Raw genomic sequence first — 25,585 nt, 5'->3', positions numbered from 1 at the left:
GCTGCTGTGTTTTCCCCGTCTGGTCGTACCGGACTGGCCGGCCGTTTTCGTGATGCCATCAGGATTTTGGCGTTGGCCGTATTCAGTCGTCCGGCATGTGCCGTTTGCCCGGAGTGAGTTCTTCTGCGTCTGCCGGCGCTGCCCTGCGCTGGTTGACAAAGCCTGCCCGTGTGCCCGAGGCGGCAAGGCATGCGGTCATGCAGTGCGGACAGGATGCCCGGACTACAAGGAGGATGTTCCGGGGCCGGTCAGTTGCAAGATGACAAAAGGCCCAGCCTGAACGGCTGGGCCTCGTACATCAAGAACAGCGTCTGGTGGTCAGTGCGCGTGGGCGGCAGCGGCACCGATACCGGTCTGGGCGCGCACGTACTGGTCATCGAATGCTTCACGCTCGCGCCTGGCTTGCAGGCTGCCGTCCAGCACCGAAACCAGCATGGTGACGATGAAGGCCAGGGGCATCGAGAACAGCGCCGGGTGTTCGTAGGGGAACACCGGTGCTTCATGACCGAGTACCGTGACCCATACCGACTTCGACAGCACGACCAGCGTCACGGCGCTGACCAGACCGACCGTGCCACCGATCAGGGCACCCTTGGTCGTCAGGCCTTTCCAGTACATCGACAGCAGCAGGATCGGGAAGTTGGTCGAGGCGGCCACGCCGAACGTCAGGCCGACGAGGAAGGCCACGTTCATCTTTTCGAACAGGATGCCCAGCACGATGGCCAGTACCCCGATCACGATGGCAGCAATCTTCGATACCTTCAGTTCGCTCTTCTCGCTGGCTTGGCCCTTCTTGATGACCGTGGCGTAGAGGTCGTGCGAGATGGCCGATGCACCGGCCAGTGCCAGACCGGCCACGACGGCCAGGATGGTGGCAAAGGCCACGGCAGACAGGAAGCCGAGGAAGATGTTGCCGCCGACTGCCTGTGCCAGGTGCATGGCCGTCATGTTGCCACCACCGATCAGCTTGCCGGCCAGGTTGCCGTTCTCGAAGTACTGTGGATTGGTGCCGACGATGACGATGGCGGCAAAGCCCAGCGTGCACACGACGAGGAAGAAGAAGCCGATGAAGCCGGTGGCGTAGAACACGCTCTTGCGGGCTTCCTTGGCGTTCGGCACGGTAAAGAAACGCATCATGATGTGCGGCAGGCCGGCGATGCCGAAGACCAGGCCCAGCGACATCGAGGCGGTATTGACCGGATCAGCCAGCATCGAACCCGGTCCCATGATGCTGAAGCCGTCCTTGTGGGCTTCCACGGCTTTCCGGGCGAGAGTTTCGTAGCTGAAGCCGAAGTGGCTCATGGACATGATGGCCAGCACGGTGCCACCGACCAGCAGCAGGACGGCCTTGATGATCTGCACCCAGGTGGTGGCAATCATGCCGCCGAAGGTGACGTAGATCATCATCACGATGCCGACCACCACCACGGCCACCGGGTAGTCGAGGCCGAACAGCAACTGGATCAGTTGGCCGGCACCGACCATCTGCACGATCAGGTAGAAGCACACCACGGTCAGCGAACCGAAAGCGGCAAAGCTGCGGATCTTGGTCTGGTCCAGCCGGTAGCTGGCGATGTCGGCAAAGGTGAAGCGGCCAAGATTGCGCAGGCGCTCGGCCATCAGGAACATGATGATCGGCCAGCCGACGAAGAAACCGACGGTATAGATGAAGCCGTCGTAACCCTTGGCGAACACCATGGACGACAGGCCCAGCAGGGTGGCGGCAGACATGTAGTCACCGGCAATGGCCAGACCGTTCTGGAAACCGGTAATGCCGCCGCCGGCAGTGTAGAAGTCCGACGCGGAGCGGGTGCGGCGGGCAGCCCAGGCCGTAATCATCAGTGTTCCGGCCACAAACACAAAAAACATGCCTATGGCATGAATGTTGAGGGGCTGTTTCTGGACGGTGCCTTCGATGGCGGGGCCGGCAAAGGCAAGGGCCGGCAGGCAGCCCACGACGAGAGCGGTCAGGCGGGTGAGCAGGGCGGACATCATTTGCCGGCCTCCTCGATGATGGCGCGGTTCAGGCGCTCGAATTCGCCGTTGGCACGCCAGATGTAGACACCGGTCATGGCCCAGCTGAAGACGATGATCAGGGCTGCCACCGGTACGCCGACTGTCAGCATGCCGCCTTCAGTCAGCGGAGCATGCAGGATGTCCGGCCGCAAGGCGACGACCAGCATGTAGCAGTAATAAGTTCCCAGAACGATGGCCGTCAGGGACCAGGCCGTGAGTGAACGCTTTTGTGCCAGTTCGCGGAATGCAGGGCTGGCCTTGACCGCGTGAAAAGCAGGGTTGGACATGTTTTCTCCTTGGTTGGGAAGGTCGCTGTCTGCGGGTACGGCGGGCAGCCAGGCGGTCTTCTCTCCTCCAGCTCCATTGTGTTTTTGTGTCGGAGCGCGCAAAAGACTATGTCAATCGGGTTTTTGCCTCAAAGCCATCTTGTAAAGAAGGTGTCTGGTGTTGACGCTAATGTTTTTCTTGAATGGTTATTTTTTTGAAATATTTAAAAAAAATCATGTTTCATTAAATTTAATGTCAAGTTGCTAAATCTGATTGTCTGACATGGATAGCCTGCCGGTAAGCTGTTGCCGGAGGTGCGGAACGGGCTGTCAGGCGCTACCATGCGCACTTTTGCGCCCCGTCGGTCTGCCCATGTCCCTGCCTGCGTTTCGTTGCCTGGAAGAATTTGTCGGACACACTCCACTGGTGCGTCTCAAGCGCCTGCCGGGAGACAGCTCCAATGTCGTGTTGCTGAAGCTCGAAGGCAACAATCCGGCCGGATCGGTCAAGGACCGGCCCGCCCTGAACATGATCCGGGCTGCCGAAGCGCGCGGGGACATCCGGCCGGGAGACACGCTGGTCGAGCCCACCAGCGGCAATACCGGCATCGCGCTGGCGATGGCCGCTGCCGTGATGGGCTACCGCATGATCCTGGTCATGCCGGAAAATTCCAGCACCGAACGGGTGGACACCATGCGCGCCTACGGTGCGGAGGTGGTGCTGACACCGGCGGCTGCATCGATGCCGGGGGCCATCGACGAGGCCCGGCGCCTGTGTGCGACCGAAGGCGCCGTCATGCTCGACCAGTTTGCCAACCTTGATAATCCGGCCGCCCACATGGCCGGCACCGGGCCGGAAATCTGGGCTGACACGGCTGGCAGCGTGACCCATTTTGTGTCCAGCATGGGTACGACCGGCACCATCATGGGGACCGGGCGCTATCTCAAGTCCCGGAATCCCGAGGTACAGGTGATCGGCGTGCAGCCGGCGAGCGGCAGCCAGATTCCCGGCATCCGCAAGTGGGAAGCGCCGTATGTTCCGGCCATTTGCCGGTTCGAGGAAATCGACGAACTGCAATACGTGACGCAGCAGGAAGCCGAGGACACCACCCGCCGGCTGGCGCGCGAAGAAGGCATCCTCGCCGGCCCATCATCCGGTGGCGCGCTGGCTGTGGCCTTGCGGCTCAATGCCGTGCTGTCCGGTGCCGTTATCGTGTCGATCGTGTGCGACCGTGGTGACCGCTACCTGTCGACCGGGTTGTTTTCGGGCTGAGAGCCACTGGCAAAACCACGGGCGAGCCCTGGCAAGATCCTGATCTGGCAGGCTCCGATCCGCAGGGAAACCAGGTATTGCCTGCAACTCCGGATCTGTTGCCGGCATGCAAAAAGCCGCAGGGGATGCCTGCGGCTTTTTGCTGTGGTGACCAGTCCGGCGGCCTTGCCGGTGCAGTGGGCAACCATCTCCGGCATGGCCGCCGGCAGGTGTTGCCGGTTACCCGCATGCCGCCGGATTTGCCTTACCCGAGGGCGCGTTCGACGCCAGCACCATAGGCCGGATCAATGCGTTTGAAGTGCTCGACCATGTCGCGCTGGATGGCCAGGCTGGCACCACCCAGCGAGCGGGCGATATTGGCAAACAGGCGCTGCTTTTCAGCCTCGGAGAACAGGCGGAATAGGGCAGCCGGCTGGCTGTAGTAGTCCTGGTCGTCGGCGCGGTGATCCCAGCGGGCTGCTGCACCGTCGAGTGCCAGGGCCGGTTCGTCGTAGCGGGCCTTGTCATCGGCTGCCGAGCCGAAGCGGCTGGGCTGGTAGTTCGGGTAACCGTCACCGGCATCGCCGCCATAGTTGTCAAAGCGCATGGCACCGTCGCGGTGGGCAGTATGGAACGGGCAGCGCGGTGCGTTGACCGGCAGCAGGCCGTGGTTGACGCCAAGGCGGTAACGCTGGGCATCGCCATACGAGAACAGGCGGCCTTGCAGCATCTTGTCCGGCGAGAAACCTATGCCCGGCACCACGTTGGACGGATTGAGCGCGGCCTGTTCGACTTCGGCAAAGTAATTGGCCGGGTTGCGGTTGAGCTCCATGATGCCGACCTCGATCAGCGGATAGTCGCTGTGCGGCCAGACCTTGGTCAGGTCGAAAGGATTGATGCGGTAGGTCTGGGCCTCGGCCTCGGGCATGACCTGTACGCACAGCTTCCAGCGCGGAAAATCGCCATTCTGGATGTGCTCGTACAGGTCGCGCTGGGCGCTTTCCCGGTCGCGGCCAACCAGCTCGCCGGCTTCCTCGTCGGTGTAGTTGGCGATGCCTTGCTGCGACTTGAAGTGGAACTTCACCCAGAAGCGCTCGCCTTCGGCGTTGACGAAGCTGTAGGTGTGGCTGCCAAAGCCGTGCATCTGGCGGTAGTTTTGCGGCAGGCCGCGGTCCGACATCAGGATGGTGACCTGATGCAGGGCTTCCGGATGCTGGTTCCAGAAATCCCAGGCTGCATCGGCGCTGCGCAGGTTGGTGCGCGGATCACGTTTTTGCGTATGGATGAAGTCGGGGAACTTGAGCGGGTCGCGGATGAAGAACACCGGCGTATTGTTGCCTACCAGATCCCAGTTGCCTTCTTCGGTGTAGAACTTGACGGCAAAACCACGCACGTCGCGCTCGGCATCTGCCGCCCCCCGTTCACCTGCGACGGTGGAAAAGCGCACGAAAAGCGGGGTTTGCTTGCCCGGCTGGGCGAACAGGGCAGCCTTGGTGTAGCGGGTGATGTCGCCCGTAACGGTGAAGGTGCCGAACGCACCCGAGCCCTTGGCATGCACGCGGCGCTCGGGGATCACTTCGCGGTCGAAATGGGCCAGCTTTTCTAGGAACCACACGTCCTGCAGCAACATCGGGCCACGGGCGCCGGCAGTCAGGCTGTTCTGGTTGTCGGCCACCGGTGCGCCGGCCTGGGTAGTGAGTTGGGTGCGATTCATGGCAAGGCTCCTTGTATGGAATGAAGGGGGACTACTGTAGCCAGACGAGGTTGGCAAACAGCTCAACGAACTGGTCGGTCAGTGCCTGTTTCATGGCAGAACTCCCGTTGGCGATGGAGGCATTCTGTCGCAAATGAATTTAAAAATTAAATTGATAATTTATTGCTGATAGTTTTAATTTGACTATGACAACAGGAATGAAGGCGTGGCAGAACCACCGTGGCAAAAACGGAATGACCGGATCGTGGCGGCATGGCATGTCGTTAATGCAACCTTTTGATCTGCATGGATAACCGTGCAGGATTTCGGGAGGGGCATGAAGGGCCGGCAAGGCATGGCCTGTATCCGTTCATGTCATAAAAGAATGCAATGCTTACCTTTTTGGCGTGGCAAACGGTACGCAACAGGCATACGATCCCACCGCATTACTGCAATGCAGCAAGAGGTGGCAAACACATGGCGTCACTGGTGGTGTATCACGGCCATTGTCCGGATGGCTTCGGTGCCGCCTATGCGGCGTGGCTGCGTCTGGGAGAGAGTGCCGAGTACGTGCCGGCCGAGTACGGCAGCTATCCGGTCCTGAATGTCACCGGGCTGGATGTCTACATCCTTGATTACAGCTTTCCCCGGCCGATGTTGCAGGCCATGAAGGATGTCGCCCGCTCCATTGTGGTGCTGGACCACCACAAGACCGCCCAAGCGGATCTGGAGGGGTTTCCGGGGGCGTTTTTCGACATGGAGAAATGCGGCGCCCGTCTGGCGTGGGAATACTTCCATCCGGACCAGCCGGCTCCCCGCCTGATCGATTTCATCGAGGACCGGGATATCTGGCGCTGGCGCGATCCCGTGTCGGCGGATTTCCTCGCCTATCTCGATACCCGCCCGTTCGAGTTTTCCGTCTGGCACGAGCTGGCCACACTGGACGCCGCCCGGCTGGACGAAATCCTGCAGGTCGGGCGGCACATGAACCGCAAATACGAAAGTCTGGCGCAGATCATGGCGCAGTCAGCCGAGCCGGTGCGCCTGTCCGGCGTGCAGGGGCACAAACTCAACTGCGCCAGCCTGTTTACCTCCAGGGTGGGCGAGCTGCTGTACCGGCAGAACGGCACGTTTGCCATGCTCTGGCGTATCGAGGGCGGCCAGCTTTACGTCAGCCTGCGCGCCCGCAACGGCACCATCGATGTGGCAGAAATGGCTTCGCTGTTCGGCGGAGGCGGGCACGAGGCCGCAGCGGGGTTCCGCATCCCCCTCAACAACCCGGCCTGCGACTATTTCATTGCCCGCTACATCAAGGGTGCTGGCGAGGCCTGAAAAGACAAGGGCCACCGCAACGGGTGGCCCTGACCGGAATGCCGGCTGACCGGCTTACTGGAGCTGCTGGATGTCGTAGGTCACGTCTTCCGATTCGACCATGTCCAGCAGTTCGTCCATGAATTCGTCGCTGACGGCGTTGCTCCATTCGCCCTCCACGTCACGGGCTACCATCGGTTCAAAGGTCAGGTCCATGAACTGGTCCGGAGCCAGTTGCAGGATTTCCACGCCGTCTGCGGTCCGGACCACTTCCCAGCTGTCCGGGACGTCCATTTCCAGCCGGATGGTGACTGCCAGTTTTTTTGCCATTGCTGCCATTCCTTCCATAAAGTCAGCCGCCACACTACCCCGATTCAGGCCGGCTGTCTCGGTCATCACCGGACAAGCTGTCAGGCCTCGTCCACGCTGTCGATGGTGTCGATTTCGTCCTGCAACATCAGCCAGTCTTCTTCCAGCTGGGCCAGCTCGGCGCTGACCTCTCCCTGGCGCTTGACCGACTGCGCCAGCAGCTCGCGCTGGGCCGACTCGTAAATGCTTTCGTCAGCCAGCCGGGCATCCAGCGCGGCTTTTTCCGCATTCAGCTTTTCCAGCGCCTTTTCCAGTTTGGCCAGTCTGGCCAGCAGGGGCTTCTTGAGCGCGGTCTTCTTCTGGCGGGCTTCGGCTTCCAGCCGCTTCTGCGTCTTGCGGTCCACGGCCTGGGTATCGGTGCCAGCCGGCCGGCCGGCAGCCTGTTTGGCCTGCTGGCTGGCCAGCCGGTACGCGCGATAGTCGTCCAGATCCCCATCAAACGGCTGCACTGTACCGCCTTCCACCAGCCAGTAGGTATCGGTGGTGGAAGCCAGCAGCGAGCGGTCGTGTGACACCACGATCACCGCGCCGGTGTAGTCCTGCAAGGCCAGCGTCAACGCCGCGCGCATGTCGAGGTCGAGGTGGTTGGTCGGTTCGTCCAGCAGCAGCAGGTTGGGCTTTTGCCAGACGATCAGTGACAGGGCCAGCCGGGATTTTTCGCCACCCGACATCGGGCCGACCGGTGCCGAGGCCTGGTCGCCGCGGAAATCGAATCCGCCGAGGAAATCGCGGATTTCCTGCTCGCGCACTTCGGGCGAAAGTTTCTGCACGTGCCAGATCGGCGATTCGTCCGGGCGCAGGGTTTCCAGCTGGTGCTGGGCAAAGTAGCCGATCTTCAGGTCGCGCGCCGGGATCAGGCTGCCGGTCAGCGGGGGCAGCTCGCCGCACAGGAGCTTGATCAGGGTGGATTTGCCCGCCCCGTTGGGGCCGAGCAGGCCGATGCGCGCGCCGGCCTGTACGCCGAGGTTGAGGCGTTGCAGGATCGGCGTGTCACCGTATCCGGCTGCCGCGTTTTCCACGGTCAGCAGCGGGTTGGGGCTGTGGGTGGGCGAGTCGAAGCAGAACGAGAACGGGCTGTCGATGTGCGCTGCGGCCACGCGTTCGAGCTTTTCCAGTGCCTTGACCCGGCTTTGTGCCTGCTTGGCCTTGGTGGCCTTGGCCTTGAAGCGGCGGATGAAGTTTTCCAGATGGGCGATGGTGGCCTGCTGTTTTTCAAACGCGGCCTGCTGTTGTGCCAGCTGGGCGGCGCGCTGGGTTTCGTAGTCGCTGTAGCCGCCGGTATAGAGGGTGATGCCGCCGCGGGCGACTTCGGCAATGTGGGTGACGCAGCCGTCGAGGAAATCGCGGTCGTGCGAGATCAGCAGCAGGGTGCCCGGATAGCCGGCCAGCCATTGCTCCAGCCACAGCACGGTTTCGAGGTCGAGGTGGTTGGTCGGCTCGTCGAGCAACAAGAGGTCAGAGCGGCACATCAGCGCCTGGGCCAGATTCAGGCGCATGCGCCAGCCGCCGGAAAAACTCGACACCGGACGCTGCTGCATGGCTTCGTCAAAGCCAAGCCCGGCCAGCAGGCGGGCGGCGCGGGCGGGGGCCGAGTAGGCGTCGATGCGGGCGAGTTCGGCGTGCAGGTGGCCGATGGCCTCGCCGTCGTGGGCGGCTTCGGCGGCGGCGAGGTCGGCTTCGAGCTGGCGCAGTTCGCGGTCGCCGTCCAGCGTGTAGTCGAGCGCCGAGCAGGCCAGCGCCGGGGTTTCCTGCGCCACATGGGCAGTCACCCAGCCCGGCGGGATGAACAGGTCGCCGCTGTCGGCCGAGAGTTCGTCGCGCAGGAGCGCAAACAGGCTGGATTTGCCGGCACCGTTGCCGCCGACCACGCCGACGCGCCAGCCGGGGTGAATGGTGAGGGTGACGTCGCGGAAGAGTTCCTTGACGCCGCGGCGCAGGGAGAGTTGCTTGAGCTGAATCATGAAATACCAGAAATGCAGCGGGTGCCGCAGCACCCGCCGGATGGGTCAGTCGCTGACGACGTCAACGCCTTTGGGTGGGGTGAAACGGAAACGGTCCGGGTCGATTTTCGGGTTTTTCTGGACCTGGCTGAAGGTCAGGGTGGTGGTCTGGCCAAAGCTGTCGGTCAGCACCATGCCGGCGAGTTCGCTGCCCTTGAAGCCCATGCGCACCGAGTTGAAACTGCCTTCCTTTTTGGGCGTGGCTTCAAGCCAGTCAAAGCCGTTTTGCATGCCGAGGTTTTTCAGGCGGTAGTCACGCTCGATTTCGTTGCTGCCGGCGAGCAGGGCGGCAGGGCTGCTGCCCAGCGCGTCGTCGAGCTTTTTGGACGTGACCTGTGCCAGGTCGCTGTCGTACACCCACAGACGCTGGCCGTCACCGACGATCAGTTGCGGGTAGGGCTGGCTGTAGGTCCAGCGGAACTTGCCCGGCCGCGACAGCTCGAGGCTGCCGGAAGCAGTCTGGGTCTGGCGGCCGCTGACGACTTGGGTGAACTCGGCCTTCATCGAACGGGTCTGACCGACGAATTGTTTGAGCGAGGCGATGGCATCGGCCTGGGCGGCAAACGGGGCGATCGCCAGCGCGCAGGCCAGCAACAGTTTTTTCATGACGGACTCCTCTTTCGTCCGGCTCAACGAAAGCGGTTGGTGATCGGATAGCGCCAGTCCTTGCCGAAGGCGCGATGGGTGATGCGCGGGCCGACCGGAGCCTGCCGGCGCTTGTATTCGTTGACTTTCAACAGACGGGTGACGCGCTCGACGTCGGCGGTGTCATAGCCCAGTGCGACGATGTCGGCCGCACTGCGGTTCATTTCCACATATTCGGCCATGATGGCGTCCAGCACATCGTAAGGCGGCAGGCTGTCCTGGTCGACCTGGTCCGGCCGCAGTTCGGCGCTGGGCGCCCGGTCGATGATGCGGCGCGGGATCACCTCGCTGCCCTGGCGGTTGCGCCACTCGGACAGCTCGTACACCAGCGTCTTGGCAACATCCTTGAGCACGGCAAAACCGCCGGCCATGTCGCCATAGAGGGTGGCGTAGCCGGTGGTCATTTCCGACTTGTTGCCGGTGGTCAGCACCAGCTTGCCGGTCTTGTTGGAGAGCGCCATCAGGATGACGCCGCGGATGCGTGATTGCAGGTTTTCCTCGGTGGTGTCGGCGGCTGCGCCGGCAAACAGCGGGGTCAGCGCCTGCATGAAGGATTCGTACATCGGCCAGATGGCCACCTCGTCGTAGCGCACGCCCAGCCGCTCCACCATGTCGCGGCTGTCGTCCACGCTGATGCCGGCGGTATAGCGCGAAGGCATCATGACCGCGTGCACCCTGTCGGCACCGAGCGCGTCAACGGCGATGGCCAGCGTCAGGGCCGAGTCGATGCCGCCGGACAGGCCGAGCAGTACGCCCGGAAAGCCGTTCTTGCCGATGTAGTCGCGCACGCCCAGTACCAGGGCGCGGTAAACCGCTTCCACCGGATCGGGCAGCGGGGCCATGACGGCCGGCTGGATGTCGCCGTCCTGCACGTCGAGGAAGCCCAGCGCCGCCTCGAAATGCGGCAGGCGGCAGACCGGTTCGCCGGCGCGGTTGAGTGCAAACGACGCGCCGTCGAACACCAGCTCGTCCTGCCCGCCGACCAGATTGACGTAGGCCACCGGCAGGCCGGTTTCCTCGACGCGCCAGCGGCATTCCTGCTCGCGTACGGCGTGTTTTTCGCGGTGGAACGGCGAGGCGTTCATCACCAGCAGCACGTCGGCGCCGGCATCCAGCGCTTCAGCGGCCGGTTCCGGCCCCCAGATGTCTTCGCAGACCAGTACGCCGATGTTGACACCGTCCTGCCCGAATACCAGCGGTGCCACGCCGGGGGTGAAGTAGCGGACTTCGTCGAATACCTCTTCGTTGGGCAGGCGCATCTTGTGATAGGTGCCCAGGATGTTGCCGTCGCGCATGACGGTGGCGGCGTTGAAGCGTTCGCTGCCCAGCATGGCCGGGTGGCCGATGATCAGGGTGATGCCGTCGATTTCCATCAGCCGGTCCAGCTGGCGGTTGACCTCGGCATAAAAGGCCGGGCGCAGCAGCAGGTCTTCCGGGCTGTAGCCGGTCAGTGCCAGTTCGGGGGTCAGGAGTACGTCGGCGCCTGCCGCCATGGCTTCGCGGGCGAGGCGGGCGATCTCGTTGGCGTTGCCGGCAATGTCGCCGACGATGGGGTTGAACTGGGCTAGAGCCAGGCGCATCGGAGGTCTCGTCTGTCTTGGAAAAACACAAGCGGGCGATTTTAGCCTTATCGGGCGAGGGTGGGGCAGCCGGCGTCGTGCAAGTCGTCAGCTATGTGTTGCCTCATGCGACTAGAATGCGGTTTTTGCAGGGCTGTCGTGCATGTCCTGCCGTGTCTGCCGGTATCGTGAATCATGGTTTCTAGCGTGTTTATCCGTTTTTTCTTTCTTCGTTTGCGTGGCTGCGGGCCGGTTCTGGCCGGGTTGGTGCTGTGTGGCCTGCTCGGCAGCCTGCCGGTGCAGGCGGAAGATGCCGCCAGACCGGTTGCGGGCAAACCGGTGGCTGACAGCGTGGGCAGCCGCATGTTCGGCACCCAGCTGTTCGGGGGGTCGTTTGCCAAAATGGCCGGCGGCGGCATTCCGCAGGCGTACGTGCTGAACACGGGTGACCGGATCAAGCTCAAGCTGTGGGGCAGCATGGAGTTTGACGACACCCTGACGGTGGACGCCGACGGCCAGGTGGTGGTGCCGGGGGTGGGGGCCGTCAAGCTTGCCGGTGTGCGGCATGACCGGCTGAACGCAACGGTCAGCAGTGCGGTCAGGAAGCTGGCAGGGCGCGAGGTACAGAGTGCGGCGCAACTGGATGCCAGCCAGCCGGTCAAGGTGTTCGTCACCGGCTTTGTGCGCCAGCCAGGCCTGTACGGTGGTGTGGCGGCCGACAGCGTGCTGGCGTTTCTGGACCGGGCCGGGGGGGTGGATGCCGAGCGCGGCAGCTATATCGACATCGTGCTCAAGCGCGGAGATGCGGTGTACCGCCGCATCAACCTGTACGACTTCCTGCTGCGGGGCAACATCGATTTCTTTCCGCTGGCCGATGGCGACGCGATTGTCGTCGGTGCCCGCCGGCATACCTTCAGCGTGCGCGGCGAGGTGCTCAATCCGTTTGATTTCGAGTTCGACCAGCCGATCGTGTCGTTGACCGATGCGCTGGCGCTGGCGCATCCGCGTCCGGGCGCCACCCATGTCAGCGTGCTGCGCAGCCAGGGCACCCGGCAGATGAGCGAGTATTACCCGCTGGCCGAGGCGCGCAAGGAAGTGATGCTGTATGACGGTGACCAGCTCAACGTGACGGCAGACCGCTATGCCGGCACGATCCAGGTACGTATCGAAGGCGCCCATTCGGGCGAGCATGCGCTGGTGCTGCCGTATGGCGCGACCATGGGCGAGGTGCTGGACCACATCAATGCCAATTCGATGTCGCGGCTGGACCAGCTCCAGCTTTACCGCAAGTCCGTGGCCGAGCGCCAGCGCGAGATGCTCAACATTTCGTTGCAGAAATTGCAGGAAACAGCCTTGTCGGCCCGCTCCAGTACCAGTGAGGAAGCCAGCCTGCGTACGCAGGAAGCGGCGCTGATTGCCAAGTTTGTCGAGCAGGCGCGCAAGGTCGAGCCCAAGGGGCAGGTGGTGTTGAACGAGAAAACCGCCAAGACCATGCTGCTGGAAGACGGCGACATCATCCGCATTCCGCGCAAGACCAGCGTGGTGATGGTGCATGGCGAAGTGCTGTTCCCGGCTGCCGTCAGCTGGGAATCCGGCTTGCGCGCCCGTGATTACATCGACCTTGTCGGCGGCTATACGCAAAGTTCGGACACCAGCAAGGTCGTGTTGATCCGCCCCAATGGCGAGGCGATCCAGGCCAGCGGCCGGACCAAGATCGAGGCGGGTGACGAGGTGATGGTGTTGCCGAAGGTGGAGAGCAAGAACATTGAAGTGACCCGCGGCATCAGCCAGATCCTGTACCAGATCGCGGTGGCGGCCAAGGTCATCCTGGACCTGTGACGACCGGAAGGGCGGCTTCGGCCTTCTGAGCCGTGAGGGTGCCGAAGCCGGTTCAGGCGATGATGCCGGAGAGGAAATCCTCGATCGCTTTTGCCAGCGCCTCTGGCTGCTCTTGCTGCACCATGTGTCCGGCGTTGGCGATCGTGACCTCGCTCAGCCTGGCAAAGCATGAGCGGCGTTCATCCAGTGTGTTGAAAACCGCCTGCGCCGAAACCGAATGTTCGGGGGCACCGCCAATGACCCACAGTACCGGGCAGGTAATGCGTCTCCAGCAGGCCTTGGCTTCTTCCAGCCGGTACAGCACCGGATTGACCATCTTGTGCCTGGGGTCCGCGCGATACTGCAACCCGCCATGCGGGTCGGTGGTGGTCCATTGTCCTGCCAGCCAGAGAGCCCGTTCCGGTGTCAGGTGCGGCTGGCGCCACTGCATGCGGGCGGCGAGCATGTCCAGTGACGTCAGCGGACCGAAACTCATGCCTGAGCGCTTTTGCTCCAGCCAGCGTGCGTAGCGCTCGGGAGCATTTGCGGGCTGGCTGTCGGGCATGCCGAATCCTTCTATGGAAACCAGGCTGGCTACACGCTCTGGCCGGATGCCTGCATACAGGCTGGCGATCATGCCACCCATGCTGTGGCCGATTAGGTGTACCGGCTGCCTGGGACTGAAATGCGCCAGCAGGGCGTCCAGGTCTGCCAGATAGTCGGGTGAGTAGTAGCTGCCGCTGTTCCAGTCCGAGCCACCAAAGCCGCGCCAGTCCGGTGCGATGATCTGATAGCTTCGGATGAAGGCCTCTGCCAGAAACTGGAAGGTGGCGGAATGGTCCATCCAGCCATGGAGCATGAACAGGCGAGGCCAGTCATCATCGCCCCAGATGCGTACATGATGACGGTGATGATTGAGTTGCAGGTGGAGTGAGCGGGAAAGCAGGCAAGGAGTCATGCGCAGATGATGATTGAACCTGGAGTTTTCCATGTTAAGTAAGAGGGGGCTTGGCCGGGTAGCAGATTTTTTTGCAAAAGGGGTTGCGCCCGGATTTTATTCAGGTATTATTCGCAACCTGTCCGCAGCGCAATGCGCGGCGGACAATGCGGAGAGGTGGCAGAGTGGTCGAATGTACCTGACTCGAAATCAGGCGTACGGTTTCCCGTACCGAGGGTTCGAATCCCTCCCTCTCCGCCACTCACGTAAAGTAAAGCCCTGATTATTCAGGGCTTTCTTGCGTTTGGGCTTCCGGTTTTCCATCTTGGCCAGCTCTAGGCCACCTTCTAAAACTCCGGGGCACCTTCTAATTGGATGTGTGTGCATCACGTTTGCCTAGAGACTCCATCTCCTTCGTCAAGGTGTTGCTGGGGCAGTGTCACGGAGCTGCCATTCACTATTTGCATGTCTTTGCATGACCACGATGGACGTCTCTTCGAGCGGTGTTTCAAAAAACGCTGTGTTTTGTCCATAGCTTCGCCAGAAAATCAGCTTTCGCAGTTGTTGCATGGCAGATGGAAGGTAATATCTGCCCTTTCCCCCATTTAAGCCAACAACATGCGCATCATCAAAAAACCGCATGGCCGGTCGTTAACCAATTTTTTGCCACTGCTGCCTGCAGAGAAAATACTGCGTGATGCTGTGCGCATGAATAAGAAGGCAATCATCAACTCCACGCGGCCCAGTGAAATGACAGCGGGTAATCGCGTTCGAGCGGGGTTCCTGCGCTTTCTCGCTTTGGGGGGAGATGCTCGGGCACCGGTTGATGTCCGTAGAGTTTGTTTGCAGGGAGCTTGGATCTCCAGCGAGCTGGATTTGAGAGATTGCAAGATCCAAAATAGTTTGCAACTAATCAAATGTTATTTTGAGAAGGAGGTTGTACTCCAAGATGTCCATGTTGATGGTGTGCTCGATCTATCCGGCTCACAACTGCCGGGACTGAGCGCTGGCCGTCTGGTTGCTAAGGGCAGTGTTTTTCTCCGTGACGGCTTTAAGGCAAATGGCGAGGTTTGCCTGATCGGTGCAGAGATTGGTAGCAACCTCGACTGTCAGGGTGGAAATTTCGACGGCAATGGCAAGGCTGCGCTGTCGGCTAATCGAGCCAAAATCCAGGGTAGTGTTTTTCTCCGGAATGGCTTTAAGGCAAATGGTGCAGTCCGCCTACCTGGTGTGCAGATCGGCAACGACATCGGATGTTACGGTGGAGAGTTCGATGGTAATGGCAAGGCTGCGCTGTTGGTTGATAGCGCTCAGATTCAAGGAAATATTTTTCTTCAGAAATCCAAGATAAATGGTTCAGTCATCCTGCAACAAGCAGAGGTGGGCGGAAGCCTCAAATGTGACGGTGGAGAGTTCGATGGTAATGGCAAGGCTGCGCTGTCGGCTGAACTAGCCAAAATCGAGGGTGGTGTTTTTCTCCGGAATGGCTTTAAGGCAAATGGTACAGTCTGCCTGCATGGTGTGCAGATCTGCAATAACCTCGAGTGTATCGGAGGAGAGTTCGATGGTAATGGCGAGCATGCGCTGTCGGCTGATAGCGCTCAGATTCAAGGAAATATTTTTTTTCGGAAAGCCAAGATAAATGGCTCAGTCATTCTGCTACAAGCAGAGGTGAGCGGAAGCCTCGAATGTAACGGTGGAGAGTTCGATGGTAATGGCAAGGATGCGCTGTCGGCTGGTCGAGCCAAAATCCAGGGTAGTGTTTTTCTCGGGAATGGCTTTAAGGCAAATGGTACAGTCCGCCTGCTTGGCACTCAGATAGGCAGTAATTTGGAATGCAATGGCGGTCAACTCAAGGATGTTAATGGTCAGTCTCCCCTGATTGCTGATGGCATGCAAGTGAGGGGATACTTCCGTTTCCGTGACTTAAAAGAACCTGTTGGTAGGATAAGTCTCGCAGGTAGCCGGGTTGGGAGACTTATCGATGATGAAGTTAGCTGGAGCAGTGGTTTGATTCTGGACGGGTTTGTCTACGAGTATTTGTCTGGCAATGCGCCAACCAGTGCTCAGTCGCGTCTGGAATGGCTGAATAAGCAACGATCAGAGCATTTAGGGAAAAACTTCAGGCCACAGCCGTGGAAGTAGCTCATCCGCACTTTGCGGAGCATGGGACATGACGAGGATGCGCGCAAAGTAGCAATTGCCTACGAAGAACAGCGTCGCAAGGCTGGCGTGGTAAATGGGATATTGCCACGCTCCTTTCACAAATTATTCGGCCTGCTGATTGGGTATGGTTATCGTCCTCTGCGGCTGTTTTACATCATGCTGGGTGTCTGGCTTATTTGTGCTGGGGTATTTTGGGCTGCTGCCCTGAATGGTGTTTTCGCGCCAAGCAATCCACTGATCTTTCATTATGAAAAATACGAGCATTGCCGGCCCGGTGATCCATCCATGGAACAGGCCAGCGGAACGGGGAATTGGTATCTTTGCCCGGAACTGGCCAGTGAATACACGGGCTTCAGCCCACTTGCCTATTCCCTTGACTTGATCCTGCCATTGGTCGATTTGCAGCAGGAGCATGACTGGGCGCCTTACATCCCCGCACCTCAAGCAGGCTGGTTTGATGAACTGGGATCATTCTCCAAGTACCATTGGACCCGCCTGCTCGTCTGGTTTGAAATCATCTTCGGTTGGGTGGCCAGCTTGCTACTGGTAGCCGTCGTTTCGGGTTTGACCAATCGCGACAAGGAAAGCTAGCTGAACAATATCAAATTAAATATCCTCGGCCTAGTTCAGGGAAATACATATTTGCTATTTGCATGGAATTTGGTTGCATTTTGACAGAATTATTAGGTGTTATATGAATAATGAGCTTTATGTTATTGGTAATGGATTTGACCTCCATCATGGAATGCCTTCAAGTTATAATGATTTTGGTGATTATTTGAAAATCAATGATTATTACACTTACTCAAATATTGAAAAGTATTTGGGCGTCCATGGGAAATTCTGGGGTGAATTTGAAGATGGGCTTTCATTATTGGATGCAGATTCGATTATGGATGACTGTAATATGTTTCTTATGTCGTATGGAGATGATGACTGGAGCGATTCTGGTCATCATGACTATCAGTACGAAATATCACGTATTGTAGAGTCGATTGTAGAGAGAATGCCTTTTCATTTTTCTAATTGGGTTAGGCAGATTCCAGTTCCCAATTCAAAAGATATTGGTGATAGCAGGCTGCCGCTAAATAAAAATGCATATTTTTTGAACTTTAATTACACGAATACACTTCAAAAATCTTATGGTATTGAAGATTCACAAATTCTGCATATACATGGTAACGCTTCAATCGATGCTGATAATCTTGTTCTTGGGCATGGGTGGGAACCTAGTCAACGCCAATTGCTAAGTTCCGTAGATAACCCAGAGGATGAAGATGTACGTGTTTTTGAAGGGTATAAAATCCTTGATGATTACTTTTCTTCGACATTTAAGCGAACTGATGAGATTATAGAAAAAAATAAAGTTTTTTTGAGAGTCTAGCAAATATTAAGCATGTTAATGTGATGGGTTTTTCATTTTCTGATGTTGATTTGCCTTACATGAAAGAAATTATTAAGAATATAAATACAGAAGAGGTAACGTGGCGGATTAGTTATCATATTGATGAAACTGTCTCTAAAGGCAATATGTTAACCTCGGAGGCTGAGGCTAAGTTTGTGATGGTTAAAAATATTTTGGGTTTTAACGAAGGTAAAAATCTCCTACAATTTGCTACTCTTAAAGAAAATGAAAAATGGGGCTGATTTTGTGAAAAAGTCAGCCATAACTGATATGCGATTGTTTGATATTTAATGTTTTTCCTCAGTATTTCCCTGGTTTTCCATATATGTAAATGATGCCTTCTCAATTATTGGCTTGACGCTCCGAGACATCCACAGCTATCCTGCAAATTCCTAACCTCTAGCAGTGCCCCGCGGCTGTATTCGCGGTTTTTTGTTGCCTCCCGTTTTCGTGGGATACGGGCGTCTGTACGTACGCCCGGCTGGTCAAGGGGGGTTGCGGGTATCCGCAAGGACCCGGCGCTCTAGAGGCGTAGGACAACCCCCACCTCATTTGGTGGTTCCTGAATTCCTGAACTCTAGGAGGCCATCATGGCCAAGATCACCCGCGCTCTCGCGCACCTCTTTCCTGCCCGCCATTCCGTTTCTCCCTTGGGACTTTTCGCCACCCGCGAAGCGGCCCTCAGCTATGCCCGCCGCCAACTGGGTCAGTTGGGCCATCGCTTTACCATCGTCGACCATTCGGGCGGTGTGGCGGTTTACCGTGTGGGAGGGCGATAACCATGCCGGCCATTACCCAACTGCGACGCCTGCAATCCCGCCTTTCCCGCCTGCAAGGCATCGACAATGACATCCTGAAGGCTGCCGGCTTTGACGACATACTGGCCGAACTGGACACCATCACCGACAGCGTCGAGCAGTTGCGCGATGTGATGGCGGATCTGGCCGGACTTGATGATGCCCTGCGGATTTTGCTGTTGCTTTTGCATCGTGCGGAGGATGAGCCACTGGGTGCCATGGGATTGAAGTACCTGCTGGAACCCTTGTGTGGCGGGTTGAGCAAGCAGACTGAAAAGCTGGGCGAGTTGATCTGATCGCATTGGCATAAATGGAAAAGGGTACGTACAGTGTGCGTACCCTTTTCACAACCAGCCTTGGTGATTTCCCCCACGGTTGCAGGCAAAGGACATCACACCATGCAAGACCAACTCTTTCCCGTTCCCTTCTACGAAGACACCGTGGTGCTGGTCGGCCACGATAACGAGCCGTTTGTGGCGATGAAGCCCGTGGTGACCAACATGGGTTTGGACTGGGCGACACAGTTCACCAAGCTGAAAGAGAAGTTCAGTTCAGTTATTGGGGAAATCACAACAACTGGCGGTGATGGCAAACAGTATGAAATGGTCTGCCTCCCGCTGCGCAAGCTCCCTGCCTGGCTCTACTCGATCAGCCCCAACAAGGTGAAGCCCGAGTTGCAAGACAAGATCGTTCGCTACCAGAACGAATGCGACGATGCGCTGTGGGACTACTGGACCAAGGGCGAGGCGCGCCGTCCCGGTGCGGCTACCCAGACGATCCCGCAGCTGCTCGCTACCCACCGCGAGATCCGCAAACTGATGCAGGAGCTCAAGCGTGAGGGCAATCCGGCCATCCGCCGCACCCTGCACGTCCAACTGGAGCAATCCTGCCGTCTAGCCAACCTTCCGGTGCCGTTGCTGGAGGATATCGGGCGCGATGTGCTGCCGGAAGTTGTGCCTTCGCTGGTTGATGACTTCTGGGAGGCTGTCGAATTCATCGGCTTGGACAAGCTCAACCATAGCCGCGATCCGCGCCTTATCGCCATCAACCTGCCGCATCTGGCCAAGCTGGCTGCTGCCGAAAAACTCAAGCTGCCGACCACGATGGAATTCCGCCGGGTGCTGATGCGCTCGGAAACCCCTCGCTATGTTGAATGCAACAAGACGGTCAACAGTCGCTTGTATGGCCGTGCCGTGAAGTGCTGGATGTTTTCGGCAGTTTGATTGAAGTGTGAATGTGTATTAGCGGGTAAATGCATGCATATGTGATAGGTCACGTATGCGTGCGTCTTCCGTGTATGAGGGGGATTTTCAAAGTACAGGGGGGGCTGGGAAAAAGGTAACATCGGGAACGTGGTTTGATGAATATGGCTGTATGCCTTGCTGGACGTGGCTTTCAGCGATATGGCCTGAAAGGAACACTGAAACAACATGGAAGGAACCAGATTACCAAGGTTCACAGTAATATCTTCATGAAACTACATTGTTTGAAATCAATGACTTAGGTTTGTGTTACTGGTCTGGTTATTTGCAATCACTGTTGGTCGTAACAAAATTTCCCTATTGGTTTCAATGACTTGTGTTTTTGATTGAGATGGCTGGCTTGGTGGTTACTATTTCCGCCACCCCCTCCCTTGTCCTGGCGGTGCGCAGTGCATTCGCAAGCTCTATGAGCGCATGAATCTGCAAGCATCCTGAGCGCCCGCTATTGCCTGTTTCGCCTTGTGTGGGAGGGGTTTGCGGCCCTGTCGTGCAGCTGCACGTTTTCACGCACATGAAGCGTGGGGGCGCGGCGGGGTCTCGACGGCGCGCGCTGGGGTCTGGCGGCAGACTTCCGTCCCGCTGACGGGAAAGCTTCAACCGCTTGACCGCATCCGATTTGCCCACATAACATTGAACCCGGTGCTCAACACACCTTCCACCAGCGGTCACCCCACTGCGTCCAAAATCGGGGTATTTTTGCGTCCATAGGTTTCCTATGGTAATCCCCCCGTTTTTAACGGGAGTCAGAAGTAGAGCTATGCGACCATGGCCAGCCGCTGTTTGGGGGTGATACCGCCCAAGGCCATGTTTGGGCGTTCGTGATTGTAGAGCCAGAGCCAGTTCGTGGCGTAGTCCTGGATCTCGGCAATCGACTCGAACAGATAGTGGCCAAGCCAGTCGTAGCGCACGGAGCGGTTGAAACGTTCGACATACGCGTTCTGCTGCGGCTTGCCTGGCTGGATATGGTCGAGCCGGACTCCATTTCTCTGCGCCCACTCGGTCAGCGTCTTGCCCACGTATTCCGGGCCGTTGTCACTGCGAATGGCCGTCGGTTTGCCCCGCCACTCGATCACCTGGTCCACCCGCTCGGCCGGTAAGGACAGGTCAATGTCCATCGCCAGCGCTTCCCGGTTGAAATCATCAATGATGTTGAGCAGCCGGAAACGACGTCCATCAGCCAGCTGGTCATGCATGAAGTCCATTGACCAGCACTGATTCATCGCGTCGGGCACCGTCAGGGGTTCCGGTTTCTCGCGCACGATCCGTTTGCGCGGTTTGATGCGCAGATTCAACTCAAGCTCGCGATAGATCCGGTACACCCGCTTGTGGTTCCATGGAAAGCCTTTAACGTTACGTAGGTACAAGAAACACAAGCCGAAACCCCAGTTGCACTGGTTGTGGGTCAACCGGACCAAGTGGTCAGCAATCCCGGCATTCTCGGCTGAGCATTTCACCTGATAGCGATAGCAGGTTTCGCTGATGCCAAACGCCCTGCACGCCACACGGATGCTCGTGCCTCGGCGCTGCACTGCCCGATGTGCCATCTCGCGCCGACGAGATGGCTTCACCACTTTTTTTCGAGGGCTTCCTTGACGATCTCAGCCTTCAGGCGCTCTTCGGCATGCATCTTCTTCAGCCGGACGTTCTCGGCTTCCAGTTCCTTGAGCCGCGCCATAAGCGACGCGTCCATGCCGCCGAATTTGGCGCGCCATTTGTAGAACGTCGCTGAACTGATGCCGTGTTCCCGGCAGAGCTCAGGCACCGGTTTGCCGCCCTCCGCCTGCTTCAGCACTGCAATGATCTGGCTGTCTGAAAACCGTGATGTCTTCATCGGGTAGAACTCCCTCTATGCGAGAAAATTCTACTTCTGAACCCCTTTAATTTCCGGGGGGATTACCAAGCCACGGCCGTCAACGTACAGGTTCAGGTTGGTGAGGACTTGCGGAATCATGCGGGCTCCTTAGCTGCCGAAGTCGAGGACTTCGGTAATCCACTGGTTGGTGACTTCGACCTGGAAGATAGGGTTTTCAGCCGGTGGCACGTCGGTAAAGCGGATGGTCCAGTTGACGCGGCCTTTCTCCAGCTGGCTGGCGGTGTTCTTTTCCGGGTCAGGGAAGGCTTCGAAATTGATGACCGCACCCATGGCCTTGAGGTCGCGCATGCCGGGTTCATTCACCCGGCTGATCAACGCCGATGGCTGACCGACAAGGGCTGGCTGTTCGAAATCAACGCGGCGGGACATCCTGTCCTGTTGCGTGACTAAACGCCTCAATCTGGCCGGGCGAACGGCGCGGCGGAATGGATCCGGGTATCAGAACATTTCCATCTTGATGGAGTTGGTCGCAGTCATCCCCTCCAGCGGTTCGTTGAAAAGGGGCCCACGCAATGCCGGCATGGCTCACGTCTTCCGAGTGGCTACCCCCGTGCCTCGCGCCTTGTGCAGTTTTTTGTAGCTGTCGATCAGGCGCTGGTGCCTGTCGAGGCCCTCCAGATTCATGCCCGTTGGCGTCAGGCCGAAGAAGCGCACGCTGCCTTCCACTGACCCCATCACCGCATCCATTCGCGCATTGCCAAACATCCGGCGGAAATTGACCTCGTAATCGGCCAGTTCCAGATCGTCATCCAGCAGCACTTCCAGCACCACATTCAAGGCCTGATAGAACAATCCGCGCTCGACCGTGTTGTCGTTGTACTGCAGGTAGGCGCCCACCAGATCGTGCGCTTCTGCAAACTGCTTCAGGGCAAGCTGAATCAGCAGCTTCAGCTCCAGAATCGTGAGCTGCCCCCAGTCCGTATTCTCGTCAAACTCGACGCCGATCAGCGTGATGATGTCGGTGTAATCGTCCAGCTCGCTGTCTTCCAGACGTTCGAGCAGTGCCTCCAGCGCATTGTCGTCAAGGCGGTGCAGGTTGAGGATATCTTCGCGGAAAGCCAGTGCCTTGTTGGTGTTGTCCCAGATCAGGTCCTCGACCGGATAAATCTCGGAATAGCCCGGCACCAGGATGCGGCAGGCCGTCGCACCGAGCTGGTCATACACCGCCATGTACACTTCCTTGCCCATGCCCTCGAGGATGCCGAACAGGGTCGCGGCTTCGTCAGCGTTGGAGGTCTCGCCCTGACCGGCGTAATCCCACTCGACGAAGTCGTAATCGGCTTTGGCGCTGAAGAAACGCCACGACACGACGCCGCTGGAATCAATGAAGTGTTCGACGAAGTTGTTCGGCTCGGTAACGGCATGGCTCTCGAAGGTCGGCCGCGGCAGGTCGTTGAGGCCTTCGAAACTGCGGCCTTGCAGCAGTTCGGTCAGGCTGCGTTCGATGGCAACTTCCATGCTCGGATGGGCGCCGAACGAGGCGAAGACACCACCTGTACGCGGGTTCATCAGCGTCACGCACATCACCGGGAACTCGCCGCCCAAGGAGGCATCTTTCACAAGAACCGGGAAGCCCTGGTTTTCCAGTTCTTCGATGCCGGCAACGATGCCCGGATATTGGGCCAGCACCTCGGCCGGCACATCGGGCAGCGTGATTTCGCCTTCAAGGATTTCGCGCTTGACGGCGCGCTCGAAGATTTCCGACAGGCATTGCACCTGCGCCTCGGCCAGCGTGTTGCCGGCGCTCATGCCGTTGCTCAGGTAGAGGTTGTCGATCAGGTTGGTTGGGAAATACACGGTTTCGCCGTCGGACTGGCGCACGTAGGGCAGCGCGCAGATACCGCGTGCGGTATTGCCGGAGTTGGTGTCGAACAGGTTCGAGGCACGCAGCTCCCCGTCCGGGTTGTAGATGGCCAGTGTGTAGTCGTCGAGCAGTCCTTCGGGCAGCGCGTCCTTCTTGCCCGGCTTGAACCAGCGTTCATTCGGGTAATGCACGAAAGGCGCATTGGCGATTTCCTCGCCCCAGTACTGGTCGTTGTAGAAGTGGTTGCAGCTCGCCCGTTCGATGTATTCGCCGAGCGCCGACGCCAGCGCGCTTTCCTTGGTCGCGCCCTTGCCATTGGTGAAGCACATCGGCGAATGCGCGTCGCGGATGTGCAGCGACCAGACATTGGGCACCAGGTTGCGCCACGAGGCGATTTCGATCTTGATGCCCAGCCCGGCGAGCAGGCCGGACATGTTGGCGATGGTTTCTTCCAGCGGCAGGTCCTTGCCGGCGATATAGGTCTGCTTGCCGGTATCGGGGTTGATCGTCAGCAGCGCCTGCGCGTCGGCGTCGAGGTTTTCGACTTCCTCGATGATGAATTCGGGGCCGGTCTGCACCACCTTTTTCACAGTGCACCGCTCGATGGAACGCAGGATGCCCTGACGGTCTTTCTCGGAAATGTCCGGCGGCAGCTCGACCTGGATCTTGAAGGTCTGCTGGTAGCGGTTTTCCGGGTCGACGATATTGTTCTGCGACAGCCGGATGTGTTCGGTCGGGATATTGCGGGTGTCGCAGTAGAGCTTGACGAAGTAGGCCGCGCACAGTGCCGACGAGGCCAGAAAGTAATCGAACGGCCCCGGTGCCGAGCCGTCGCCCTTGTAGCGGATGGGCTGGTCGGCGATGACGGTAAAGTCGTCGAATTTGGCCTCAAGACGCAGTTTGTCGAGAAAATTGACCTTGATTTCCATGGGAATCCAAAAATGGCGTTCAAAACGAATTGGTCGCCATTATCCGGTTTTCCCGGCAGAAAAACTGCGCCTCCCGGCAGTTTGAGGATTCTCGGCATGAGTACTGCCAGCCTCGGGCACTGCTGCGACGAATGCCTTTGAGGGTCGGGCAAAGCCCGCCTGGCTGAATCCGGATGACGAACCGGGCAAATGCATCGTCAAAGACATGCTGTCGTGCACGATGGCTTCATGTTTCATTGTTATGATGATGGATTGTTGTTGATGCCATGAAAATAATCGGTGGATCATGAGCGAATCGGGCAGCAAGCGAATCTCGATGTCAAAGCGTGGTTTCTGGCTGGTGGCCGGTGGTGTATTGCTGGCCGGGGTGATCGGAGGGCTGGCCGCAATCCGGCACAAGACACCTGAGAAAGGTGAGCGCAGCCCGGTCGTGGCGGTGATGCCGGTGATCAGGATGGACATGCCGGTGACGCTCGGCAGCCTTGGCACCATCACCGCCAGCCAGACCGTGATAATCCGCAGCCGGGTGGATGGCCAGCTGGAAAAACTGCATTTTGCCGACGGGCAGGAAGTCCGCGCCGGGCAGCTGCTGGCGGAACTGGATCCCCGGCCGTTCCAGGCGCAGCTGTTGCAGGCCCAGGGGCAACTGCAAAAGGACGAAGCCCTGCTGGCCAACGCCCGGCTGGATCTGGCGCGCTACCGGCAATTGCAGCAGCAGGATTCGATCGCCCGCCAGCAGGTGGAAACGCAGGCTGCGTTGGTTCGCCAGTATGAAGGTACGGTGAAGATCGACCAGGGTCTGGTCAACAACGCGCAGCTGCAACTCGATTATTCGCGGATTACCGCTCCGTTTTCCGGCCGGCTGGGCATTCGCCAGGTTGATCCGGGCAACCTGATACACGCAGCGGATACCAGCGGACTGGTCAGCATGACGCGCATCCGGCCGATCAATGTGGCGTTTTCCGTGCCGGAAACCCGGCTGGGAGAGGTTACGGTGGCCATGCATGCAGCCGGCAAGCAGCCTTTGCAGATTGAAGTGTGGGACCGGGAGCAACATGTCCGGCTGGGCACCGGCAGGCTGCTGGCACTCGACAACCAGGTCAATGCCTCCAATGGCAGCGTTGCCATCAAGGGGGAACTGGCAAACGAGGACGGCAGCCTGTTTCCCAACCAGTTCGTCAATGTCAGCCTGCGGCTGGGCACCCTGTCCGGTGCGACAGTGGTGCCGGAAGCTGCCGTGCAGACCGGGCGTGACGGCAGCTATGTCTATGTAGTGCAAGCCGGCGGCAACGCAGCTATGAAACCCGTGCGGATGTTGCACAAGGATGGCGAGCGCGTGGCAGTCGCCGGAGACGTGCGGCCGGGCGAGCAGGTGATTGTCGACGGGCTGGACAAGGTGCGGGACGGCCAGAAAGTCAAGATGGCCGATGAGCACCGGCAAGACAAGTCCCACGGCAAGAAGCCGGCTGGCTGAGCGCTCCGC

General features: G+C 58.9%; 23 protein-coding genes, 1 tRNA gene and 1 pseudogene. 13 read left to right on the top strand and 12 right to left on the bottom strand.

The features are described 5' to 3' along the window. Positions 1 to 318: 318 nt before the first annotated feature. Both G542_RS0114550 and G542_RS0114545 read right to left on the bottom strand, forming a co-directional pair. Entirely contained in the window at positions 319 to 1,995 is a 1,677-nt protein-coding gene (locus G542_RS0114550; protein WP_156092916.1) for a cation acetate symporter, read from the bottom strand. Next, positions 1,992 to 2,303: a DUF485 domain-containing protein gene (locus G542_RS0114545; RefSeq protein WP_027824491.1), complete on the bottom strand. Its 312-nt coding sequence runs from the start codon at positions 2,301 to 2,303 to the stop codon at positions 1,992 to 1,994. The genes G542_RS0114550 and G542_RS0114545 overlap by 4 nt, the downstream gene beginning before the upstream one ends. 352 nt (positions 2,304 to 2,655) lie before the next feature. Between G542_RS0114545 and cysM the strand changes: the two genes are divergently transcribed. Further along, the gene (cysM, locus tag G542_RS0114540) at positions 2,656 to 3,555 is read left to right on the top strand and encodes a cysteine synthase CysM (protein ID WP_027824490.1); all 900 of its coding nucleotides are present in this window, start codon (positions 2,656 to 2,658) and stop codon (positions 3,553 to 3,555) included. Between the two features lie 244 nt (positions 3,556 to 3,799). Here the strand turns inward: cysM and G542_RS0114535 are convergent, their stop codons facing one another. Then, entirely contained in the window at positions 3,800 to 5,248 is a 1,449-nt protein-coding gene (locus tag G542_RS0114535) for a catalase (RefSeq protein ID WP_027824489.1), read from the bottom strand. Between the two features lie 456 nt (positions 5,249 to 5,704). Here G542_RS0114535 and G542_RS17210 point away from each other — a divergent pair, with 456 nt between their 5' ends. Then, the gene (locus G542_RS17210; RefSeq protein WP_051190092.1) at positions 5,705 to 6,559 is read left to right on the top strand and encodes a DHHA1 domain-containing protein; all 855 of its coding nucleotides are present in this window, start codon (positions 5,705 to 5,707) and stop codon (positions 6,557 to 6,559) included. Positions 6,560 to 6,613: 54 nt separating this feature from the next. On the opposite strand, the gene G542_RS0114520 is transcribed toward G542_RS17210, so the two are convergent. From G542_RS0114520 to G542_RS0114505, 4 genes are all read right to left on the bottom strand, one after another. Further along, positions 6,614 to 6,868, bottom strand: coding sequence for a hypothetical protein (locus tag G542_RS0114520; RefSeq protein ID WP_034986098.1), 255 nt, complete (start codon positions 6,866 to 6,868; stop codon positions 6,614 to 6,616). An 80-nt stretch (positions 6,869 to 6,948) separates the two neighbouring features. Further along, positions 6,949 to 8,868 carry an ATP-binding cassette domain-containing protein gene (locus G542_RS0114515; protein ID WP_027824487.1) on the bottom strand — a complete coding sequence of 640 codons (1,920 nt, stop codon included), beginning with the start codon at positions 8,866 to 8,868 and terminating at the stop codon, positions 6,949 to 6,951. A 45-nt stretch (positions 8,869 to 8,913) separates the two neighbouring features. After that, complete coding sequence (gene lolA, locus G542_RS0114510; RefSeq protein ID WP_027824486.1) at positions 8,914 to 9,513, bottom strand: outer membrane lipoprotein periplasmic chaperone LolA; 600 nt, start codon at positions 9,511 to 9,513, stop codon at positions 8,914 to 8,916. Between the two features lie 23 nt (positions 9,514 to 9,536). Further along, the gene (locus tag G542_RS0114505) at positions 9,537 to 11,132 is read right to left on the bottom strand and encodes an NAD+ synthase (protein WP_027824485.1); all 1,596 of its coding nucleotides are present in this window, start codon (positions 11,130 to 11,132) and stop codon (positions 9,537 to 9,539) included. 186 nt (positions 11,133 to 11,318) lie between these two features. Here G542_RS0114505 and G542_RS0114500 point away from each other — a divergent pair, with 186 nt between their 5' ends. Next, a complete protein-coding gene (locus G542_RS0114500; RefSeq protein WP_444542969.1) occupies positions 11,319 to 12,950 on the top strand; it encodes a polysaccharide biosynthesis/export family protein in 1,632 nt (543 codons plus the stop codon). A gap of 52 nt (positions 12,951 to 13,002) precedes the next feature. Here the strand turns inward: G542_RS0114500 and G542_RS0114495 are convergent, their stop codons facing one another. Further along, positions 13,003 to 13,887, bottom strand: a complete 885-nt coding sequence (locus tag G542_RS0114495) for an alpha/beta fold hydrolase (protein ID WP_034986097.1) — start codon at positions 13,885 to 13,887, stop codon at positions 13,003 to 13,005. A gap of 150 nt (positions 13,888 to 14,037) precedes the next feature. On the opposite strand from G542_RS0114495, the gene G542_RS0114490 reads away from it, so the two are divergent. From G542_RS0114490 to G542_RS0114450, 8 genes and pseudogenes are all read left to right on the top strand, one after another. Then, positions 14,038 to 14,127: transfer RNA gene (locus G542_RS0114490), tRNA-Ser, on the top strand. 357 nt (positions 14,128 to 14,484) lie between these two features. Further along, positions 14,485 to 16,011 (top strand): hypothetical protein, encoded by a 1,527-nt coding sequence (locus tag G542_RS17710; RefSeq protein WP_051190091.1) that lies wholly within the window; start codon positions 14,485 to 14,487, stop codon positions 16,009 to 16,011. Positions 16,012 to 16,032: 21 nt separating this feature from the next. Then, complete coding sequence (locus G542_RS17705) at positions 16,033 to 16,623, top strand: hypothetical protein (protein WP_051190090.1); 591 nt, start codon at positions 16,033 to 16,035, stop codon at positions 16,621 to 16,623. 103 nt (positions 16,624 to 16,726) lie between these two features. After that, positions 16,727 to 17,472 (top strand): annotated as a pseudogene (locus G542_RS18300) (bacteriophage abortive infection AbiH family protein); the annotation flags it as partial. A 3-nt stretch (positions 17,473 to 17,475) separates the two neighbouring features. Next, positions 17,476 to 17,679 carry a hypothetical protein gene (locus tag G542_RS0114465; protein WP_027824481.1) on the top strand — a complete coding sequence of 68 codons (204 nt, stop codon included), beginning with the start codon at positions 17,476 to 17,478 and terminating at the stop codon, positions 17,677 to 17,679. 348 nt (positions 17,680 to 18,027) lie between these two features. Continuing rightward, positions 18,028 to 18,216 (top strand): hypothetical protein, encoded by a 189-nt coding sequence (locus tag G542_RS18740; protein ID WP_012696753.1) that lies wholly within the window; start codon positions 18,028 to 18,030, stop codon positions 18,214 to 18,216. Between the two features lie 2 nt (positions 18,217 to 18,218). Then, positions 18,219 to 18,530: a DUF1484 family protein gene (locus tag G542_RS0114455; RefSeq protein ID WP_012696754.1), complete on the top strand. Its 312-nt coding sequence runs from the start codon at positions 18,219 to 18,221 to the stop codon at positions 18,528 to 18,530. Positions 18,531 to 18,632: 102 nt separating this feature from the next. Further along, entirely contained in the window at positions 18,633 to 19,457 is an 825-nt protein-coding gene (locus G542_RS0114450; RefSeq protein WP_027824479.1) for a phage antirepressor N-terminal domain-containing protein, read from the top strand. 794 nt (positions 19,458 to 20,251) lie between these two features. Here G542_RS0114450 and G542_RS0114445 read toward each other — a convergent pair. Beyond that, positions 20,252 to 21,327 (bottom strand): IS3 family transposase gene (locus tag G542_RS0114445; RefSeq protein ID WP_156092915.1). Its coding sequence is split into 2 segments (ribosomal slippage): positions 20,252 to 21,075 and positions 21,075 to 21,327, totalling 1,077 coding nucleotides; the frame shifts between segments, so codons are not numbered across the junction. A gap of 129 nt (positions 21,328 to 21,456) precedes the next feature. Beyond that, complete coding sequence (locus tag G542_RS19370; RefSeq protein WP_228369954.1) at positions 21,457 to 21,657, bottom strand: phage tail sheath C-terminal domain-containing protein; 201 nt, start codon at positions 21,655 to 21,657, stop codon at positions 21,457 to 21,459. Between G542_RS19370 and G542_RS19705 the strand changes: the two genes are divergently transcribed. Continuing rightward, complete coding sequence (locus G542_RS19705; protein ID WP_143714535.1) at positions 21,580 to 21,759, top strand: DUF4224 domain-containing protein; 180 nt, start codon at positions 21,580 to 21,582, stop codon at positions 21,757 to 21,759. The two genes, G542_RS19370 and G542_RS19705, sit on opposite strands and share 78 nt — an antisense overlap. 135 nt (positions 21,760 to 21,894) lie before the next feature. On the opposite strand, the gene G542_RS0114430 is transcribed toward G542_RS19705, so the two are convergent. Beyond that, positions 21,895 to 24,102: an OsmC domain/YcaO domain-containing protein gene (locus tag G542_RS0114430; RefSeq protein ID WP_027824477.1), complete on the bottom strand. Its 2,208-nt coding sequence runs from the start codon at positions 24,100 to 24,102 to the stop codon at positions 21,895 to 21,897. Between the two features lie 39 nt (positions 24,103 to 24,141). Further along, on the bottom strand, positions 24,142 to 24,564 hold the full coding sequence (locus tag G542_RS19365; protein ID WP_239856337.1) for a hypothetical protein: 423 nt from the start codon (positions 24,562 to 24,564) through the stop codon (positions 24,142 to 24,144). Here G542_RS19365 and G542_RS0114425 point away from each other — a divergent pair. Next, the gene (locus G542_RS0114425) at positions 24,563 to 25,576 is read left to right on the top strand and encodes an efflux RND transporter periplasmic adaptor subunit (protein WP_244878724.1); all 1,014 of its coding nucleotides are present in this window, start codon (positions 24,563 to 24,565) and stop codon (positions 25,574 to 25,576) included. The two genes, G542_RS19365 and G542_RS0114425, sit on opposite strands and share 2 nt — an antisense overlap. Positions 25,577 to 25,585: the final 9 nt, after the last annotated feature.

This window comes from Laribacter hongkongensis DSM 14985, from assembly GCF_000423285.1.
Classification (GTDB): Bacteria; Pseudomonadota; Gammaproteobacteria; order Burkholderiales; family Aquaspirillaceae; genus Laribacter; species Laribacter hongkongensis.
The sequence above is the reverse complement of the archived record's forward strand: the minus strand, read 5'-3'. Positions and strand labels throughout refer to the sequence as shown.

Excerpts from the sequence above, each read along its gene's own strand:
- G542_RS17210 (WP_051190092.1), top strand. The coding sequence starts at position 5,705 with ATGGCGTCACTGGTGGTGTATCACGGCCATTGTCCGGATGGCTTCGGT.
- G542_RS0114505 (WP_027824485.1), bottom strand. The coding sequence starts at position 11,132 with ATGCGCCTGGCTCTAGCCCAGTTCAACCCCATCGTCGGCGACATTGCC.
- G542_RS0114425 (WP_244878724.1), top strand. The coding sequence starts at position 24,563 with ATGCCGGTGACGCTCGGCAGCCTTGGCACCATCACCGCCAGCCAGACC.
- G542_RS17705 (WP_051190090.1), top strand. The coding sequence starts at position 16,033 with ATGGGACATGACGAGGATGCGCGCAAAGTAGCAATTGCCTACGAAGAA.
- G542_RS18740 (WP_012696753.1), top strand. The coding sequence starts at position 18,028 with ATGGCCAAGATCACCCGCGCTCTCGCGCACCTCTTTCCTGCCCGCCAT.
- G542_RS0114520 (WP_034986098.1), bottom strand. The coding sequence starts at position 6,868 with ATGGCAAAAAAACTGGCAGTCACCATCCGGCTGGAAATGGACGTCCCG.
- G542_RS0114465 (WP_027824481.1), top strand. The coding sequence starts at position 17,476 with ATGAAAGAAATTATTAAGAATATAAATACAGAAGAGGTAACGTGGCGG.
- G542_RS19370 (WP_228369954.1), bottom strand. The coding sequence starts at position 21,657 with ATGCGCGACCTCAAGGCCATGGGTGCGGTCATCAATTTCGAAGCCTTC.
- G542_RS0114430 (WP_027824477.1), bottom strand. The coding sequence starts at position 24,102 with ATGGAAATCAAGGTCAATTTTCTCGACAAACTGCGTCTTGAGGCCAAA.
- G542_RS0114535 (WP_027824489.1), bottom strand. The coding sequence starts at position 5,248 with ATGAATCGCACCCAACTCACTACCCAGGCCGGCGCACCGGTGGCCGAC.
- G542_RS0114545 (WP_027824491.1), bottom strand. The coding sequence starts at position 2,303 with ATGTCCAACCCTGCTTTTCACGCGGTCAAGGCCAGCCCTGCATTCCGC.
- G542_RS0114550 (WP_156092916.1), bottom strand. The coding sequence starts at position 1,995 with ATGATGTCCGCCCTGCTCACCCGCCTGACCGCTCTCGTCGTGGGCTGC.
- lolA (WP_027824486.1), bottom strand. The coding sequence starts at position 9,513 with ATGAAAAAACTGTTGCTGGCCTGCGCGCTGGCGATCGCCCCGTTTGCC.
- G542_RS0114495 (WP_034986097.1), bottom strand. The coding sequence starts at position 13,887 with ATGACTCCTTGCCTGCTTTCCCGCTCACTCCACCTGCAACTCAATCAT.
- G542_RS0114455 (WP_012696754.1), top strand. The coding sequence starts at position 18,219 with ATGCCGGCCATTACCCAACTGCGACGCCTGCAATCCCGCCTTTCCCGC.
- G542_RS19365 (WP_239856337.1), bottom strand. The coding sequence starts at position 24,564 with ATGTCCATCCTGATCACCGGCATCACCGCCACGACCGGGCTGCGCTCA.
- G542_RS17710 (WP_051190091.1), top strand. The coding sequence starts at position 14,485 with ATGCGCATCATCAAAAAACCGCATGGCCGGTCGTTAACCAATTTTTTG.
- cysM (WP_027824490.1), top strand. The coding sequence starts at position 2,656 with ATGTCCCTGCCTGCGTTTCGTTGCCTGGAAGAATTTGTCGGACACACT.
- G542_RS0114450 (WP_027824479.1), top strand. The coding sequence starts at position 18,633 with ATGCAAGACCAACTCTTTCCCGTTCCCTTCTACGAAGACACCGTGGTG.
- G542_RS0114515 (WP_027824487.1), bottom strand. The coding sequence starts at position 8,868 with ATGATTCAGCTCAAGCAACTCTCCCTGCGCCGCGGCGTCAAGGAACTC.